Source organism: Clostridium sp. LBM24168, assembly GCF_052953915.1.
Genome location: NZ_CP196861.1, coordinates 2,625,386 through 2,640,995, shown reverse-complemented (window position 1 = coordinate 2,640,995; position 15,610 = coordinate 2,625,386). Strand labels below are relative to the sequence as shown.

Genomic DNA, 15,610 nt, shown 5'->3' with positions numbered 1-15,610 from the left:
ATAGAAATATTGGAATAGAGGGACAAATTATGGACTACATTTCAGTAAGGGATGCAGCATGTAAATGGAAAATCTCCGTACGGTGGGTGTAAAAACTCTGTTGTGAAGGTCGCATTGTGAGTACTTCATCCATTGGGACAATATACAAATAAATTTATAAAAGGAGATGCTTTTTGTGTATCCAATAAGATTTGAAAATTTGTATTATGAAAAAATATGGGGAGGAAGAGATTTTGAACTTTTTAGAGATAATCTCCCAGAGGGTAAAATAGGGGAAAGTTGGGACGTGGCATGTCATCCAAATGGAATGAGTATAATTTCTAATGGAAAATTTAGAGGAATGAGGTTTGATGAGCTCATCAGAAATCAGGGAGATAAACTTCTAGGGACAAAAATTAATAAAAATAGATTCCCACTGCTTGTAAAATTAATTAATGCTACTGATAAGCTATCCATACAAGTTCATCCCGATGATGAATATGCAGGTAGATTTGAAAACCAAATGGGTAAAACTGAAGCATGGTACGTGATAGAGGCATTTTCAGGTGCAAGCTTGATAGTAGGTTCCAAAGAGGGATGTACTTATGAACAGTTTAAAAATGGAATTTATCAAGGAAATCTGGAAGCTTATATGAATAGAATACATGTAAAAAAAGGTGATGTATTCTTTATTAAAAGTGGTATGGTACATGCCATATGTGAGGGCGTAATTCTAGCTGAAATACAGCAGAATAGTGATATAACCTATAGGGTATATGATTATAATAGGGGAAGAGAACTGCATATAAAAAAGGCATTAGATGTAGCAAATCTAAAATTAAAGGCAAAAAATAATACTGGTATTAAAATTTTGAGAAATGGATATTCTAAAACTTATTTATGCCTTTCAAAAAAATTCGCCATGGAATTATATGATGTGTTTAATGAAGCTGTAGGATTTAGTGATAAAGAAAGGTTCTATATATTTACTTGTGTAGATGGAAAGGGAGATATAATTTATGATAATGGGACTGAACCTGTAAAGATTGGGGACAGTATACTTATTCCTGCAAGTATGGGGAAATATAAGTTGAAAGGTAAAATGAAACTGATAAAAAGTTATGTACCAGATATTTATAAAGTTGAAAGAAAAATATTAGATGAAATTGAAGAATAACTTATAATATTATGTTATTTAGGATACAGTAGACAGGTGTTGTTTTATCTACTGTTTTTATTTCCTTTAAAAATAATAAAAAAGTTTCCATAAGTACTTGATTTATAATAATAACTATTATATAATAGTAAATGTTGAAACAAACATAATTATAAACGGATTAAATGATAAAAAATATTATGGGAGGATGGTTTTGTTATGAAAAAATTTGTATGTTCTGTCTGTGGATATGTATATGAAGGGGAAAAGGCACCAGAAAAGTGTCCTGTATGTGGTGCATCTTCAGATAAGTTTGTGGAAAAAACTGATGATACTGAATCTTGGGCAGATGAACATAAAGTAGGAATTGCGCAGGGTGTTGATCCTGAAGTATTACAGGGATTAAGGGATAATTTTACTGGTGAATGTTCAGAAGTTGGAATGTATCTTGCAATGGCACGTCAGGCTGATAGAGAAGGATATCCTGAAGTTGCTGCAACCTATAGGAAGGCAGCTGAAGATGAAGCAGATCATGCATCAAGATTTGCAGAACTTTTAGGAGAGGTACTTACAAATGATACAAAGAAAAATTTACAAATGAGAGTAGATGCTGAAAGAGGTGCCTGTGCCGGAAAGAAAAAATTAGCAACACTTGCAAAAAAATTGAACTATGATGCAATTCATGATACTGTACATGAAATGTGTAAAGATGAAGCTAGACATGGAGCAGCTTTCCAGGGTGTATTGAATAGATATTTCAAATAAAATATAAAAACTGCATAAAAAATAATCTGTACTTTAAGGTAAAAAGTACAGATTATTTTTTATGCAGTTGGATATAGAAAATAGGCTATTTTATCTTTTGTATCTGTCTGAAAATTAATATTTCTCTTGTGATATGCATCATTTCCATATTCATTGCCTTGATTATCACATATGTAGGCATAATCAAAATGTTTAGGATCAACCCATTTCATAAAAGTATAAGTGTGAGTTGGACCATTTCCGTATTCAATTGTAAAACATATATCTCCAGGAAGTAGAAGAGATAAATCAGAAGATTTTTTCCAGCCCATATCCAAAAGCGTATTTGTAAGACTAACGGTATTTGCAGTACTATTTAGTATATTTATGCCAATACTTCTCAATGCTTCACTTTGATAAAATACACAATTGTTGCTAGATGGATTATCACCATAACCTTGAGCAGCATGTACTTTTATTGCTCTTTCTAAAACGTCATTTCTATTTTTATAATCCATAAGATAATTGTATAATTTAATTCCTGTACTTGATTGAGTTGCTTTTCCATTTGATATGCTGCTTACTGGTTCAAATGGTTTTATAGTAAGATTCAATGTTATAGTTCCATATTCTGGTACGGTGCCTTTGAATGTATAGCTACCCGGGATATTTGTATTAACAGATGACTTGTCCCAAGAAACATCCACTTGAGATATTGTACCATCAGACATAATTGCATTTACCGTACTGCCTAAACTGAAATCATCACCTTGATCAACAGTTTTATTTATATCATCTATTGAAGATATAATTGTAGATGTTTTGAAATCCACTATAGTTGGATTTGAGAGTGGTTTTCCGAATTTCGAAATTATATCTTTAGATACAGATAAAACATATTCTGTTTGGGGCTCTAAATTATTTGATGATGTTACAGTAATAGTCTGACATATATTATCAGATGTTATGCTAATAGGAACTTCTGTATTATCTTGTTTGTTGATCAGTTTTATTTTGTCACTTAATATATTGATATCAACAGGTTCATTGAATTTAATTTTCCATGCTTTGGTTACAGGAATACTATCTTTTGTAACTACGGTGCTTTCTGCCTGTGAATTGATATCTAAATTTGAAGCAACCTTTTTTGGCTCATTTATATCAGTATCTATGTATCCGGCCTGCTGAGTTTGTGTAGTTGCAGTTTTTTCAGAAAGCTTGTCTATAGTACTGGATGCAGCAAATACACTAGCATGTCCAACTAATTGAATAGATATATATATTCCACAAAACATTAAAAAATTTTTTGTGAAGTTTTTCATTTTAAACCTCCTTTGTTTTTTATTTATAGTTTAACCTTTTTTTTTATGTATTTCAATAAGATACCCAAATATATAAGGGTTGGAATGTGAAGTATTAATTATGTGTAATTGAATAAAATAATATATAGACAATTGTAAAGGTGGATATATTTATGCAAAAAAATTTTTTATGTTATTTAAAATGTATTGTAATAAGGTTTATAAAAGATGATATTATGGCATTGTCTTCACAACTTGCATATAGTTTGATATTCTCTTTTTTCCCATTTCTGATATTTATTATAAGCCTAATGGGATATATTCCATTAGAAAGTGGTGATGTACTTACAATGTTGAATGGAATCCTGCCGTCAGATATATTAAAACTTATAGACGATACCGTTATAAGTATAGTAAACACCAAAAACAGCCGTATATTATTTTTAAGCATGATCTTTACAATATGGACGGCTTCAAGTGGATTTCAAGCTGTTATAAGAGGACTAAATATGGCATATGGATTGGAGGAAAATAGAAGTATATTTAAATTATATATTGTGTCAATACTATGTACTTTAGGATTTATAGTTATAATATTAATTTCTATTATACTTTTGGTTTTTGGAAGAATATTAGGTGAATTTTTAGCATATAGGCTTCAACTTTCTAGGGAGTTTAATTTTTTATGGAATATTGTGAGATACATAGTCATGCTTTTATCCATAAGTTTAATTTTTGCAGCAGTTTACAAATATACTCCCAATATTAAACTTAGGTGGAATGAGATAATATCAGGTACATGTGTATCTACAATTAGTTTAGCTTTAATATCAATTTGTTTTGCATTTTATGTAAATAATTTTTCGAGTTATTCTGTACTTTACGGAAGTATAGGTGCAGTAATAGCTCTTCTTACATGGTTGTTTATTCTCTCGAATATAATAATAATAGGTGGAGAAATTAATGCAATTGTGTATAGAAAAAGATAAACATATAAAAGTTCTACTATTACTTAGTAATAGTAGAACTTTTATGTTAATTTATTATAGAAAATTTTCTTTTAATATATCTGTGAGTGTTTTGCATTTTTGTATCGCAAGCATTATTTTACCAGATTTTCTTGTATCACCTAAAAGTATACCGCCTACTAATTTGTCTTCCTCAAAGAATAATTTTAGATATTCTCCTATAGATGGGTTGGAATATGAAATGTCTTTTAGATCTGGTGAAAATTTTCCACAGGAAAACAGGTTTGAATTCATTGAAGAAAAAATAACTGACGATACAAATGAAGTAAAATGGGATTCATCTCCTGTAGAATTTGCTCCAGCAATTTTACCCATTTCAACTGAAGCGGGCCAGTTTCCATAAACTCTGTTGTTGTACTCGCATATATCGCCACAGGCATAAATATCCTTAATTGATGTTTCCATTTTATCATTTACTATGATACCCTTGTTTGTTTTTATACCGGACTTTTCAGCCAGATGTTTGTTAGGCCTTATACCTACGGAGAATAGTAGAATGTCTGTATCTATGGTTTTGCCACTTTTTAGCCTTACACCGGACACTTTTTCATTACCGATTATTTCTTCTACACTGTCTCCAAGTATTATTTCAACTCCAGATTTATCAACGGATTCTTTAAACATTGTAGCGCCTTCATTATCTAGTTGTCTAGACAATAACCTATTGGAGAATTCTACAACTGTTACAGAAAGCCCTGATTTTTTCATTTCCCAGGCAGCTTCAAGTCCTAGAAGTCCTCCACCTACTATTACAGCACTTTTGCTTTTATTGATATATGCTTTTATGTTGTCGGCGTCCTTTAAAAACTTTAAAGTGAATACACCTTTCTTATCGGTCCCATTTATAGGTGGTATAAAATTTACGCTTCCATTTGCAATAATTAGTTTATCATAGTTCAGTTCTTCATTATTTTGAAGCAATATTTTTTTTGAATCTGGAAGTATAGCTTTTACTGAAGTGTTTAAAATGAGATCAATATTATTATCATCATACCATTTTCTATTTTTTACGTAGAATTTATCTTCCTCTATATCTGTCGAAAGATATTCTGACAGTTCAGGTCTGTAATAAGTAATATAATTTTCCTCTGATACTATTTTTATAGAAGCTTTTTCATTTCTACTTCTTATAGATTGAGCAGCATTTAATCCAGCAGCACCATTTCCTATTATTATAAATTTATTTGAATTTGAATTTGTAAAATCAGAGGTATGTTCTTTCACTTCTACAAATTGACTGGAATCTGCTCCACATACCGGACAAATTTTTGGGGGTTCAGGTCCCTCAAATACCATTCCACAAATTAGACATTTCCATTTTTTCGTTGTAGTTGGTTTTAATGTTTTGGAAACATTATTTGCATTTTGTTGAATCTTTTCTGCAAAGGTTTCTCCAAATTTATAGGCGGATTCTAATTCTTTTTCTGAAGGCTTGAAATTTATTTTTAAACCAGGTGAAAGTACGTCCATTTTAAGCTGTTTTAATCTGCTTTCTATTATGCTTACAGCTTCGCCGCTCCAGCCATAGGAACCGAAGGCTGCGGCTAATTTTCCACCGTGTATTTTAGGATTGAGTGAAATCAGTATATCCAGTATCGGTTTTAAAGCATCCCCATTTATTGTTGGAGAACCAAATAATATACCATCTGACCGATTTATATCATTTAATATTTCATTGATGTCGCTGTAGATAACATTATATGATTTAACATCAAAATCATGAGAAGCTTTGATTCCTTCTATTATCTTATTTGCTATAGTTTCTGTGTAACCGTAGGCTGAGACATATGGAATTACTATATGTTTTTTGCTATTTGGATTTGAAGTATCAAGGCTCCACTGTTTATATAATTCAACTATTTTTTGTGGATTATCCCTGAGTACAGGTCCATGACCTGGGCAAATAATGTCTATATCAAGATCCTTTATTTTATCGATTGCTTCTAGTACGTATTTTTTAAATGGACCCATTATTCCATCAAAATAGTATTTAAGAGCTTCTGTATATTTTTCATTGTCTTCATTTAAATCATTGAATAATTTTGGATTGCAATAATGGCATCCGAAAGAATCACATGTGATAAGAAGTTTATCTTCGGGAATATAGGTGTATATAGAATCTGGCCAGTGAAGAAATGGTGCTGATATAAATTTTAATGTCTTATCCCCGAGACTGAGGGTGTCACCTTGTTTTACTATTATAGAATTGAATTCTCTATTTGCAATGGACTTTATAAATTTTATGGCTGCATTTGAACCGACTACTTTGGCTTTAGGAGCAAGTTCAAGTAATTTTGAAATGGAGCCTGCATGATCCGGTTCTGTGTGATCTACAATTATGTAGTCAATATCTTTTGGATCTATTTTGGAAGATTTTAATCTTTCTAGAAATTCGTTAAAAAATGGTTCTTTGACGGTTTCAAATACTGCAGTTTTTTTACTCCCTTTTATTGCAAAGGAATTATAGGTTGTGCCATATGGTGTGTACATGACAATATCGAATATCCGCAATTCAGGGTCAAGTGCACCTATCCAGTAAATGTTTTTTTTGATTTCTATAGATTTACTCATATTAAACCTCCAATTATTAAATAATAATTATTATTTAACACAATTATAGTATAGGATTAACTGAAAATCAATGTTATTGTCATAAGATATTAGATAATACTGTTTCTATTGACAAAAATTTATGCAGTATATATACTTTGAATTAAGTAATACGGCTGTTTAAAATGGCAGATACACTTAACGTATGTCATTTTATTTAAATATAATTAGGAGTGATTGCCTATGTTTAATTTTTTGAAAGGCAGCTTTGTATTAGCTGCACCAGTTGATGGGAAAGTTGTAGATTTATCAGAGATCCAGGACGAAGTATTTGCACAGAAAACAGTTGGTGATGGAGTGGCTATTCAGCCGTCAGGTGATGTAATTGTTTCTCCCGCTTGCGGGAAAGTTACTATCATATTTAACACAAATCATGCTTTTGGAATGGAGCTTGAGAATGGAGCAGAAGTTTTAGTACATATAGGTATTGATACAGTAGAATTAAAAGGAAATGGGTTTAAAAGACTGGTGAAAGAGGGAGCAATTGTTAAAGAAGGGGATGAAATTATAAAAATAGATAAAGAATATATAGAAGATAAGGGATATTCTCTTATGACATCTGTACTTATTACTAATGTGGATAACGTGGGATGTATAAATTATATCAATTTGAATTCAGATGTAAAAGCAGGAAAGGATGCAGTTGTAAATTATAAAATGAAATAATAGTGTTAAAATCAGAAAATCAAAAAAGCAATTTACAGTATAAAATAATTTTTGACAATACTAGATAATAAAAAGTTGAATATTAATCTTTTATTATCTAGTATATTATTTTTTATGGAGTTAACTAATTTATGTTGTCATATAAAAGGGATAATTTATGATTTTAATTATCAGAAAGTGACAGAATTTTTTTATAATGTGTGCTAACATAATCTGTATAATATATATAATATTTTATTAATTGTTTTATAGGGGGAGAGCAGCATGATAGTAGAAAATTTAATGAGAACAGGGGTAGACGATTTAAACGATTCTATGAGAAGAATTTACTTTTATAGGTTAATTAAAAATGAGATGAATATTACCTGTAATTGGGACATTATTCCATTACAATCCTATGGTATAGAAATAGAAAGACAGGATCTATTAAATGATAAATTAATAGATGTATGTAGGGATTGTGTGATAAATATAAGTCCGGATAGGTATAAAGTACATAGTTTGCTTAAATTATTGTATAATAGTCAGGTGTCACCTGTCCATTTAGTAGATATAATAGGTGATTATGTAGATGAATATATTTTAGATTTTGATAAACAACTTAAATCAATGGCATATTAGAGGTTTGGTGGGCTGTTGCACTAAAAAAATTAGTGTGACAGTTTTTTTGTGTAAAAAATAAATCTCCTATTAAATTATTTTGTTTTATATACGATAATATACTTGTCTTCAAATATTTTAGGGAGATTTTAATTAATGAATGGTTTTATAAAAAAGTTTCTCGATTCTTTTTTGAGTGCCTTTTTGTTTTGCAGTTTTACTTTGAGTAATACAGTTCATGCTGATGGACCAGCCCCACCTGTTACTGAATTTTACATAAGGGGTTATGATTCTTTATCTTGTAATTATTATAAAAATATGAGTACTTACTAATACTTCAAGTTCATCAAAGGCTTTAATTAAGTCCAATTCTGTGTAATCAGAAAATCTTTTAGCAAATACTTTGAAATTTTCTTCTTTGAAAAATTTGAAAAAATGATTTTTGGAGGTAATTTATGATATCAGGAGATTTGAAATTTAACTCTAATTTTAATGTAAGTTATAATCTTGATAAAAATACATCTACTAAATTGTCTAGTGATTTTAAGTCTGAATCTGAACAGGAAATAACTTCTGAGGAAGATAAAATTTTGTATGAGAATCTTAAAAAAGCTGGTGTCGATTTTAAAGATCATTCTTTTGAGTGGGAAAAAGAACATCTGGTAGGTTTTCCACCATTAACTGCACCTGGTAATGTAAGAAGAGCTTATAGATTAGCACTTGAAAATGCTACACCTGAGGAAAAAAGAGCAGCTCAAGGAATGATGTTTTATATGCAACTTTATAAGAAAAATGAAAATATAGGTGATAATCAAAATAGTGTTAGTGATTATTTGAATTTGATGAATGGGTTTAAAGGTTATTTTGATAGTAGATATAGCAATGTTCTTAGTCAATCACAGTATGATTCATATAATAGTTTGATAAGTAAATTTACCAGTGAACTGAGTAAATATTGAAATTTGATAATTTAATCTTGAATATTCTTATAAATTTAGTATATACTATAATTACAAAAACAATACATGAGATGTATTGCCATCAAAGGGATGTGGCTTGTCTCTGGTAAAAATAAGCATTGGACGCGTATCCAGTGCTTATTTTTATTAAAAATACATTTTTATTTTATAATTAAAATTAAGACTTATCTGGAGGTGCTCTGTTGATTATAGGTGTTGGAACGGATATAGTTAAAATAAGTAGAATAAAAAATGCTGTATGTACGCATCCAAATTTTATTGATAGACTTTTTGATCAAAAAGAGGTTGAGTATTTTAATAGTAAAAAGCTGGCTCCTGAATTTATAGCGGGGCGATTTGCAGCAAAAGAGGCTGTTTCAAAGGCACTTGGAACTGGCTTTATTGGATTTGGCTTTAAAGATATATTGATAAATAGAACCACTTCAGGGAAGCCAATAGTAGTTTTAAGAGGAAGAGCTAAGTTACTGGCTGAAAAGTATGGCAATTTTAAGATACATTTAAGTATATCACATGAATTTGACAATGCTGTGGCATTTGCAGTAATGGAGGTTGATAAAATTGAAAATTGCAAATGTGGAGATAATGAGAAATATTGATAGTTATTGTATAAATAAATTAAAAATACCTGGTATAGTACTTATGGAAAATGCAGCCCTAAAAATAATAAAAAATATTAATATGAAAATATATAATTCTTTCTGTTTATTTTGTACAAAAGGAAATAATGGAGGCGATGGATTTGCTGTTGCAAGACACTTGTATAATTTGGGTAAGACTATAAACGTATTTCTAATTGGAAAAGAAAACAACATGAGCCATGATTGTAAGGTGAATTATGATATACTGAAAAACCTGGGTATAAAGATAAATAAAATAAATGATAGTAAACAGATTGAATCCTTGAATGCATACATAAAATCTAGCGATATGGTTATTGATGCTATTTTTGGCACAGGACTTTCAAGAGATGTTGAAGGTATATATGCGGAGGTTATAAGATCTATAAATTTTAATAGCAGATATACCCTTTCTATAGATATACCATCAGGGATGAGTGGAGATACAGGTAATATTTTGAAAAATTCTATTAAGGCCAACAAAACAGTATCTTTTCAGATGTATAAAAATGGATTCTTCAAATATGGGGCAAATGAGTTTATTGGAGATCTAGTAATTGAAAACATAGGTATTCCCGATTCTGTTATTAAAAAATTTGATACTGGAAGATTTGTAATAGATAAATACAGCATAAAGAATGTACTTAAAGAAAGAAATAAGTATTCTCATAAAGGAGATTTTGGAAGAGTACTTATTATTGCTGGATCGACTGGGTTTTCAGGGGCGGCTTATATAAGCACTCAATCTGCAGTTAAGAGTGGAGCTGGACTTGTAACTCTAGCTTGCGAAAAAAATGTACAGAATATTATGAGTGCAAAACTTACTGAAGCCATGACTTTAAATTTGGATGAAAATGAAAAATTGGAAGGTTTTATTAAAAAATCTGATTCCATAGGGATAGGTCCAGGTATGGGGAATAATGAAATTACTTTAGATATTTTAAGTAAGGTTATAAATGAATCAAAGAATACTGTAGTTATTGATGCAGATGGGATAAATGTATTAAAGGGAAATCTAGCCTTGTTAAAAAACAAAAGCTGTAATGTCGTAATGACACCACATTTAGGTGAAATGTCGAGACTTACCGGGCTGAGTATAGATTATATAGAGGACAACAGAGTTGAGGTTGCACAAAAATTTGCCAGAGATTATGATGTAATTTTGGTTTTGAAAGGATATAATACGGTTGTTACAGATGGATATACCACAGCATTAAATTCTACTGGAAATAGTTCTATGGCTTCAGGTGGTATGGGAGATTGTTTGACAGGGATCATTACATCATTTTTGGCACAAGGATATAAAACCTTTGAAGCCGCCTGTATTTCTGTATATCTGCATGGGTTCTGTGGAGATAGGCTGTCAAAAAAAATGTTTTGTGTAAGTGCTTCTGATATTATAAATGAAATTCCATATGCTATAAAAGATATATTATGTAATACAAATTAATTTAATAGAATAGTATTAGTAGTGAAATACATGAATTTGGAGGAATAGAATGTGTAAGAAACTGCTGATTATTTTTATTATGTGTTTTGCCATAGTATGTGTTTTTGTATCATGTGATAAAAAAATGAAAAATACAGAGGATGTAATAAATTATCTTAAAGATCTGGACAGCTACAGCTGCAATGTAAAAATTCAAATAAAAAATGATAAACAGAATGTAGAATATAGTGGAAGACAATTTTATAGTAAGAAATATGGCAATAGATTTGAACTTGGAAGAGATAGAATAATGATATACAAGAAAAATAAAATATTTGTACAGGATTTAAAAAATGGAAGTATATATAATACTGATGAAGATTTTGATAGCCTATTCAAATTATGTTTTATAGATGAATATGTATATTTAATCTATACAAATGAAAAAGTTGATAATTTATTCAAAAATATATATAATGAGGAATATCAAGTTATAGGTTTAGACATTCCTGGCAATAATAAAAACATATGTAAAGCTCAGCTATATATGAATTCTGAAACGTGTGTACCAAGATATTTAATAATTTATGATTCAAATGGTGAGAAAAGAGTAAAAGTTGAGTATAGTGATTTTAAACAAAACCTAAAACTGCAGAAAAATCTATTTAATATAGACGATGTGAATAAATAGGAAGTGACATTTTATGGAAGAATTTTTTAGACCTGCCTGGATCGAGGTAAATTTAAACAATTTGATATACAATGCTAGACAAATAAAGAACAAGGTTGGAGACAGGCAAATAATAGGTGTTGTAAAAGCTGATGCGTATGGACATGGCGCAGTAGAAGTTGCACATATACTTCTAGAAAACGGATTTACAAAGTTAGCAGTTGCTATTTTTGATGAGGCTATAGAACTTAGAGAGAAAGGTGTAAAGTGTCCAATAATGATACTTGGAATTACACCTAACAATGCTTTGGATTATATAGTAAAATATAACATAGAACCTGCAGTATCTTCGTATGGATGTGCTAAAAAATTATCTGAAATAGCAAGAAAGCATGATAAAAAAATAAAAATTCACGTTGCAGTTGATACGGGAATGGGAAGAATAGGATTTCTCCCTGACAGTTCAGGTTTAGAAGCTATTTGCAAGATAAATGAGCTTCCAAATATAGAAATAGACAGTATGTTTTCTCATTTTTCCACAGCAGATGAATTAGACAAAAATTATACTGATTTACAGTTGCAGAAATATAAGAAGTTTTATGATATGCTTATAGAAAGAAAAGTTAAGATAAACATGAGAAATTTAGCTAATAGTGCAGCAATAATGGAATTCCCATTTACTTATTTTGATGAAGTGAGGCCAGGCATAATAATTTATGGGTGCTACCCATCAAATGAGGTGGACAAGAGCAATTTAGATGTAAAGCCCGTAATGACTTTAAAAGCTAATATATCGTATCTAAAGACTTTAGATAGTGGTGAATACATTGGTTATGGAAGAAAATTCAGAACTAATAGAAAGACTGTGGTTGCAACTTTGCCTATTGGATATGCAGATGGGTATTCAAGAAGATTATCAGGTAAAGCAAAGATTATTGTAAATAATAGGTTTGCACCGATAATTGGCAACATATGTATGGACCAATGTATGGCAGACGTAACCGATGTTGGTAATGTTAATGTTGGTGATGAAGTTATACTTATGGGAGAAAAAGATAATTTGAAATTTGACGCAAATAATATAGCTTCAATACTTGGAACTATAAATTATGAAGTGTTGTGCATGATGTCTAAAAGACTTCCGAGAGTATATATAAAAGATAGTAAAATAATTAAAGTGAAAAATTATATTTTTTAAGTGTTTAAAAGTTAATATTTCCTAATTAGTACATAAGATTTTAATAATTATAGAACTACATATTTTTTATTTAAAGATTCCCATAAATTGAATTTATGTATAAACAATGTATGTTTGTAAAAGATATCATATCAAAAAATAGGTAGAATAATGAATTAATATGAATTTTTTTTGACATACGTGCCTAATATGACTATAATTATTTTATGTTATATATCTTTTGCTTACGTCAATAGGAGGTATTAATTTTTAAATGTCAAATTCAAAAAGATTAGTAGTGAGCCTTTCAGGAACGCTATATGATGAGTTTAATAGGGCACTTAAAGAAGATTGCAAAAAAAGAAGTGAATTTATTAAGGAAGCTATCATATTATATATTAAGGAGAAAAAAAGGTTAAATAATATATCAGTAATGGAAAGAGGATATAGGGAAATGGCACAACTTAATCTTGAGTTTGCGGAAATGGGCTTTGCATATGACATAAAGGAATTTAAAGAATATGAAGCGAAGCTTTCGGAGAGTGATTTGCCAAATGACAACGGTAGTGAAAAGAGGAGATATATTTTATGCTGATCTAAGCCCTGTAGTGGGCTCTGAACAGGGAGGAATTAGACCTGTTATCATTATTCAAAATGATGTTGGTAACAAATATAGTCCTACTGTCATAGTTTCAGCCATTACTTCTCAGATAAATAAAGCGAAACTTCCGACTCATGTAGAAATTTCATCAGAGGCCTATGGACTTAATAAAGATTCGGTAGTATTGCTGGAACAGATAAGAACTCTAGATAAAAGAAGATTGAAAGAAAAAATTGGCCATATGACGGATATAGACATGAAAAAAGTAGATAATGCTCTTTTGGTAAGTATAGGTATTCAATAGGCTGTTTAATATTAATGATAAGGGTAAATTGAGCCCTTATTTTTTTTATTCATAATAATTTAATAGTTTAATTTTAAATTATTTGTTATGGTATGTTATAATGAACAATGTAATGCAAGAAAACATTAATTTGAGGAGAGGTACATATGATAGAGTTTAAGAACGTGAGTAAAGTTTATAACAACAACATATTTGCGTTATCCAATATAAACCTTAATATTGAAAAAGGAGAATTTGTGTTTTTGGTAGGCCCGAGTGGAGCTGGCAAAAGTACATTTGTAAAGTTGATGCTCAAAGAAGCTGAACCAACTAATGGGAATATATTGGTAAATGGGAAAGATATAACAACTCTGTCTAGAAAGGGCATTCCTAAATATAGGAGAAAAATAGGAGTTGTTTTTCAAGATTTTAGGTTAATACCTACATTGAATGTATATGAAAATGTGGCGTTTGCTATGAGGGTTATTGAGGCTCCGCCAAGAGAAATAAGAAAAAAAGTTCCTGTAGTATTGTCACTGGTAGGGTTGGCTAAAAAATACAAAGCTTTTCCACATGAATTGTCAGGAGGGGAACAGCAGAGGATATCACTCGCGAGGGCTATTGTAAATAACCCATCTATTTTAATAGCAGACGAGCCTACGGGAAACTTGGATCCAGATACGGCTTTAGATATAATGGATACAATAAATGATATAAATCATGCTGGAACTACGGTGCTTATGGCAACTCATGCAAAAGATATAGTGGATAGTATGAGAAAAAGAGTTATAGCATTGGAAAAGGGAATAGTAGTAAGAGATGAACAAAGGGGTGCATATGGCTATGAGGATTAGTACAATAAGATTCTTTATAGAAAACTCTTTTAAAAGCTTAAGAAGGAATAAGACAATAAGTATCGCAGCAGCAGCAACAGTTGCAGCTACTCTTTTTATACTTGGTATATCACTTCTTGCTATGTTGAACGTAAAGCAGGGAATATTGGAAGTTCAATCAAAGGTTGAAGTGAAAGTTTATTTAAAGGATGATGTAACTTCTAAGCAGAAATCAGACATAGAGGATAAAATTAAGTCTGTAGATGGAATCGTATCTGTAAACTATGAAACTAAAAAACAGGCGGTAGATAAGTTTAGAGCTCAATTAGGTGCTCAGAATAAGTCTTTGGTAGATGGATTGGAGAAGGATAATCCGCTTCCTAATTCCTATATAGTTAAAGTTAAAACACCAGAGATTGTTTCAGAAGTAGTAAACAATATAAAAGGCATGGATGGAATTGACAGCATTCAAGATGGAAGAGGTATAGTAGACAAAATTATAAGGATAACCAGAACTATAAAGTGGATAGGAACAATTATATTAGTTATACTTATAGGAGTTTCACTATTTTTAATTGGAAATACAATAAAGCTCACAGTCTATTCAAGAAGAAGAGAAATTGGCATAATGAAATATATAGGAGCTACAGACTGGTTTATAAGATGGCCATTTATAATTGAAGGTATGATAATAGGTTTATTAGGAGCAATTTTTGCAGATATAATCTTATATTATTTATACAGAATTATATATGTAAAGATTTCTTCATCAATTTTACTGATGCAACTTATAAGCCCACAATATATTTACACTAATATACTTGGCATATTTGTTCTTGCTGGTATCTTAATAGGGGCATTGGGAAGTATAATTTCTATAAGAAAATTCTTAGCAGTTTGATTTCTGCTTTTGATGAAGGCATGCAGTATATTCTG

16 protein-coding genes are annotated in these 15,610 nt (G+C 30.4%); 14 read left to right on the top strand and 2 right to left on the bottom strand.

Features of this window, described 5'->3' with window-relative positions:
- The first annotated feature begins 175 nt into the window (after positions 1–175).
- Both ACSVC9_RS13095 and ACSVC9_RS13090 read left to right on the top strand, forming a co-directional pair.
- Positions 176–1,156 (top strand): type I phosphomannose isomerase catalytic subunit, encoded by a 981-nt coding sequence (locus ACSVC9_RS13095; protein WP_446897900.1) that lies wholly within the window; start codon positions 176–178, stop codon positions 1,154–1,156.
- 198 nt (positions 1,157–1,354) lie between these two features.
- Complete coding sequence (locus ACSVC9_RS13090) at positions 1,355–1,900, top strand: NADH peroxidase (protein ID WP_446897899.1); 546 nt, start codon at positions 1,355–1,357, stop codon at positions 1,898–1,900.
- A 59-nt stretch (positions 1,901–1,959) separates the two neighbouring features.
- Here ACSVC9_RS13090 and ACSVC9_RS13085 read toward each other — a convergent pair whose 3' ends face one another.
- Positions 1,960–3,201 carry an Ig-like domain-containing protein gene (locus ACSVC9_RS13085; protein ID WP_446897898.1) on the bottom strand — a complete coding sequence of 414 codons (1,242 nt, stop codon included), beginning with the start codon at positions 3,199–3,201 and terminating at the stop codon, positions 1,960–1,962.
- Positions 3,202–3,353: 152 nt separating this feature from the next.
- On the opposite strand from ACSVC9_RS13085, the gene ACSVC9_RS13080 reads away from it, so the two are divergent.
- Entirely contained in the window at positions 3,354–4,169 is an 816-nt protein-coding gene (locus tag ACSVC9_RS13080) for a YihY/virulence factor BrkB family protein (RefSeq protein ID WP_446897897.1), read from the top strand.
- A gap of 54 nt (positions 4,170–4,223) precedes the next feature.
- On the opposite strand, the gene ACSVC9_RS13075 is transcribed toward ACSVC9_RS13080, so the two are convergent.
- Positions 4,224–6,779: an FAD-dependent oxidoreductase gene (locus ACSVC9_RS13075; RefSeq protein WP_446897896.1), complete on the bottom strand. Its 2,556-nt coding sequence runs from the start codon at positions 6,777–6,779 to the stop codon at positions 4,224–4,226.
- 222 nt (positions 6,780–7,001) lie between these two features.
- On the opposite strand from ACSVC9_RS13075, the gene ACSVC9_RS13070 reads away from it, so the two are divergent.
- The 11 genes from ACSVC9_RS13070 (at position 7,002) to ftsX (ending at position 15,575) form a co-directional block, all read left to right on the top strand.
- On the top strand, positions 7,002–7,484 hold the full coding sequence (locus tag ACSVC9_RS13070; protein ID WP_446897895.1) for a PTS sugar transporter subunit IIA: 483 nt from the start codon (positions 7,002–7,004) through the stop codon (positions 7,482–7,484).
- Positions 7,485–7,748: 264 nt separating this feature from the next.
- A complete protein-coding gene (locus tag ACSVC9_RS13065; protein ID WP_446897894.1) occupies positions 7,749–8,105 on the top strand; it encodes a DUF6514 family protein in 357 nt (118 codons plus the stop codon).
- A gap of 434 nt (positions 8,106–8,539) precedes the next feature.
- Entirely contained in the window at positions 8,540–9,043 is a 504-nt protein-coding gene (locus ACSVC9_RS13060; RefSeq protein WP_446897893.1) for a hypothetical protein, read from the top strand.
- Positions 9,044–9,246: 203 nt separating this feature from the next.
- The gene (acpS, locus tag ACSVC9_RS13055) at positions 9,247–9,660 is read left to right on the top strand and encodes a holo-ACP synthase (protein ID WP_446897892.1); all 414 of its coding nucleotides are present in this window, start codon (positions 9,247–9,249) and stop codon (positions 9,658–9,660) included.
- Positions 9,623–11,131: an NAD(P)H-hydrate dehydratase gene (locus tag ACSVC9_RS13050; RefSeq protein WP_446897891.1), complete on the top strand. Its 1,509-nt coding sequence runs from the start codon at positions 9,623–9,625 to the stop codon at positions 11,129–11,131. The genes acpS and ACSVC9_RS13050 overlap by 38 nt, the downstream gene beginning before the upstream one ends.
- A gap of 49 nt (positions 11,132–11,180) precedes the next feature.
- Complete coding sequence (locus ACSVC9_RS13045) at positions 11,181–11,801, top strand: germination lipoprotein GerS-related protein (RefSeq protein WP_446897890.1); 621 nt, start codon at positions 11,181–11,183, stop codon at positions 11,799–11,801.
- Positions 11,802–11,814: 13 nt separating this feature from the next.
- Complete coding sequence (gene alr, locus ACSVC9_RS13040; RefSeq protein ID WP_446897889.1) at positions 11,815–12,978, top strand: alanine racemase; 1,164 nt, start codon at positions 11,815–11,817, stop codon at positions 12,976–12,978.
- Positions 12,979–13,231: 253 nt separating this feature from the next.
- Positions 13,232–13,552, top strand: a complete 321-nt coding sequence (locus ACSVC9_RS13035; RefSeq protein WP_446897888.1) for a CopG family ribbon-helix-helix protein — start codon at positions 13,232–13,234, stop codon at positions 13,550–13,552.
- Positions 13,512–13,862, top strand: a complete 351-nt coding sequence (locus ACSVC9_RS13030) for a type II toxin-antitoxin system PemK/MazF family toxin (protein ID WP_291725116.1) — start codon at positions 13,512–13,514, stop codon at positions 13,860–13,862. Before ACSVC9_RS13035 ends, ACSVC9_RS13030 begins: the two co-directional genes overlap by 41 nt.
- 146 nt (positions 13,863–14,008) lie before the next feature.
- A complete protein-coding gene (ftsE, locus tag ACSVC9_RS13025) occupies positions 14,009–14,695 on the top strand; it encodes a cell division ATP-binding protein FtsE (protein WP_446897887.1) in 687 nt (228 codons plus the stop codon).
- Positions 14,685–15,575 carry a permease-like cell division protein FtsX gene (gene ftsX, locus ACSVC9_RS13020; protein WP_446897886.1) on the top strand — a complete coding sequence of 297 codons (891 nt, stop codon included), beginning with the start codon at positions 14,685–14,687 and terminating at the stop codon, positions 15,573–15,575. Before ftsE ends, ftsX begins: the two co-directional genes overlap by 11 nt.
- Positions 15,576–15,610: the final 35 nt, after the last annotated feature.

Excerpts from the sequence above, each read along its gene's own strand:
- alr (WP_446897889.1), top strand. The coding sequence starts at position 11,815 with ATGGAAGAATTTTTTAGACCTGCCTGGATCGAGGTAAATTTAAACAAT.
- ACSVC9_RS13045 (WP_446897890.1), top strand. The coding sequence starts at position 11,181 with ATGTGTAAGAAACTGCTGATTATTTTTATTATGTGTTTTGCCATAGTA.
- ACSVC9_RS13065 (WP_446897894.1), top strand. The coding sequence starts at position 7,749 with ATGATAGTAGAAAATTTAATGAGAACAGGGGTAGACGATTTAAACGAT.
- ACSVC9_RS13085 (WP_446897898.1), bottom strand. The coding sequence starts at position 3,201 with ATGAAAAACTTCACAAAAAATTTTTTAATGTTTTGTGGAATATATATA.
- ACSVC9_RS13035 (WP_446897888.1), top strand. The coding sequence starts at position 13,232 with ATGTCAAATTCAAAAAGATTAGTAGTGAGCCTTTCAGGAACGCTATAT.
- ACSVC9_RS13060 (WP_446897893.1), top strand. The coding sequence starts at position 8,540 with ATGATATCAGGAGATTTGAAATTTAACTCTAATTTTAATGTAAGTTAT.
- ACSVC9_RS13075 (WP_446897896.1), bottom strand. The coding sequence starts at position 6,779 with ATGAGTAAATCTATAGAAATCAAAAAAAACATTTACTGGATAGGTGCA.
- ftsE (WP_446897887.1), top strand. The coding sequence starts at position 14,009 with ATGATAGAGTTTAAGAACGTGAGTAAAGTTTATAACAACAACATATTT.
- ftsX (WP_446897886.1), top strand. The coding sequence starts at position 14,685 with ATGAGGATTAGTACAATAAGATTCTTTATAGAAAACTCTTTTAAAAGC.
- ACSVC9_RS13070 (WP_446897895.1), top strand. The coding sequence starts at position 7,002 with ATGTTTAATTTTTTGAAAGGCAGCTTTGTATTAGCTGCACCAGTTGAT.
- ACSVC9_RS13080 (WP_446897897.1), top strand. The coding sequence starts at position 3,354 with ATGCAAAAAAATTTTTTATGTTATTTAAAATGTATTGTAATAAGGTTT.
- ACSVC9_RS13030 (WP_291725116.1), top strand. The coding sequence starts at position 13,512 with ATGACAACGGTAGTGAAAAGAGGAGATATATTTTATGCTGATCTAAGC.
- ACSVC9_RS13090 (WP_446897899.1), top strand. The coding sequence starts at position 1,355 with ATGAAAAAATTTGTATGTTCTGTCTGTGGATATGTATATGAAGGGGAA.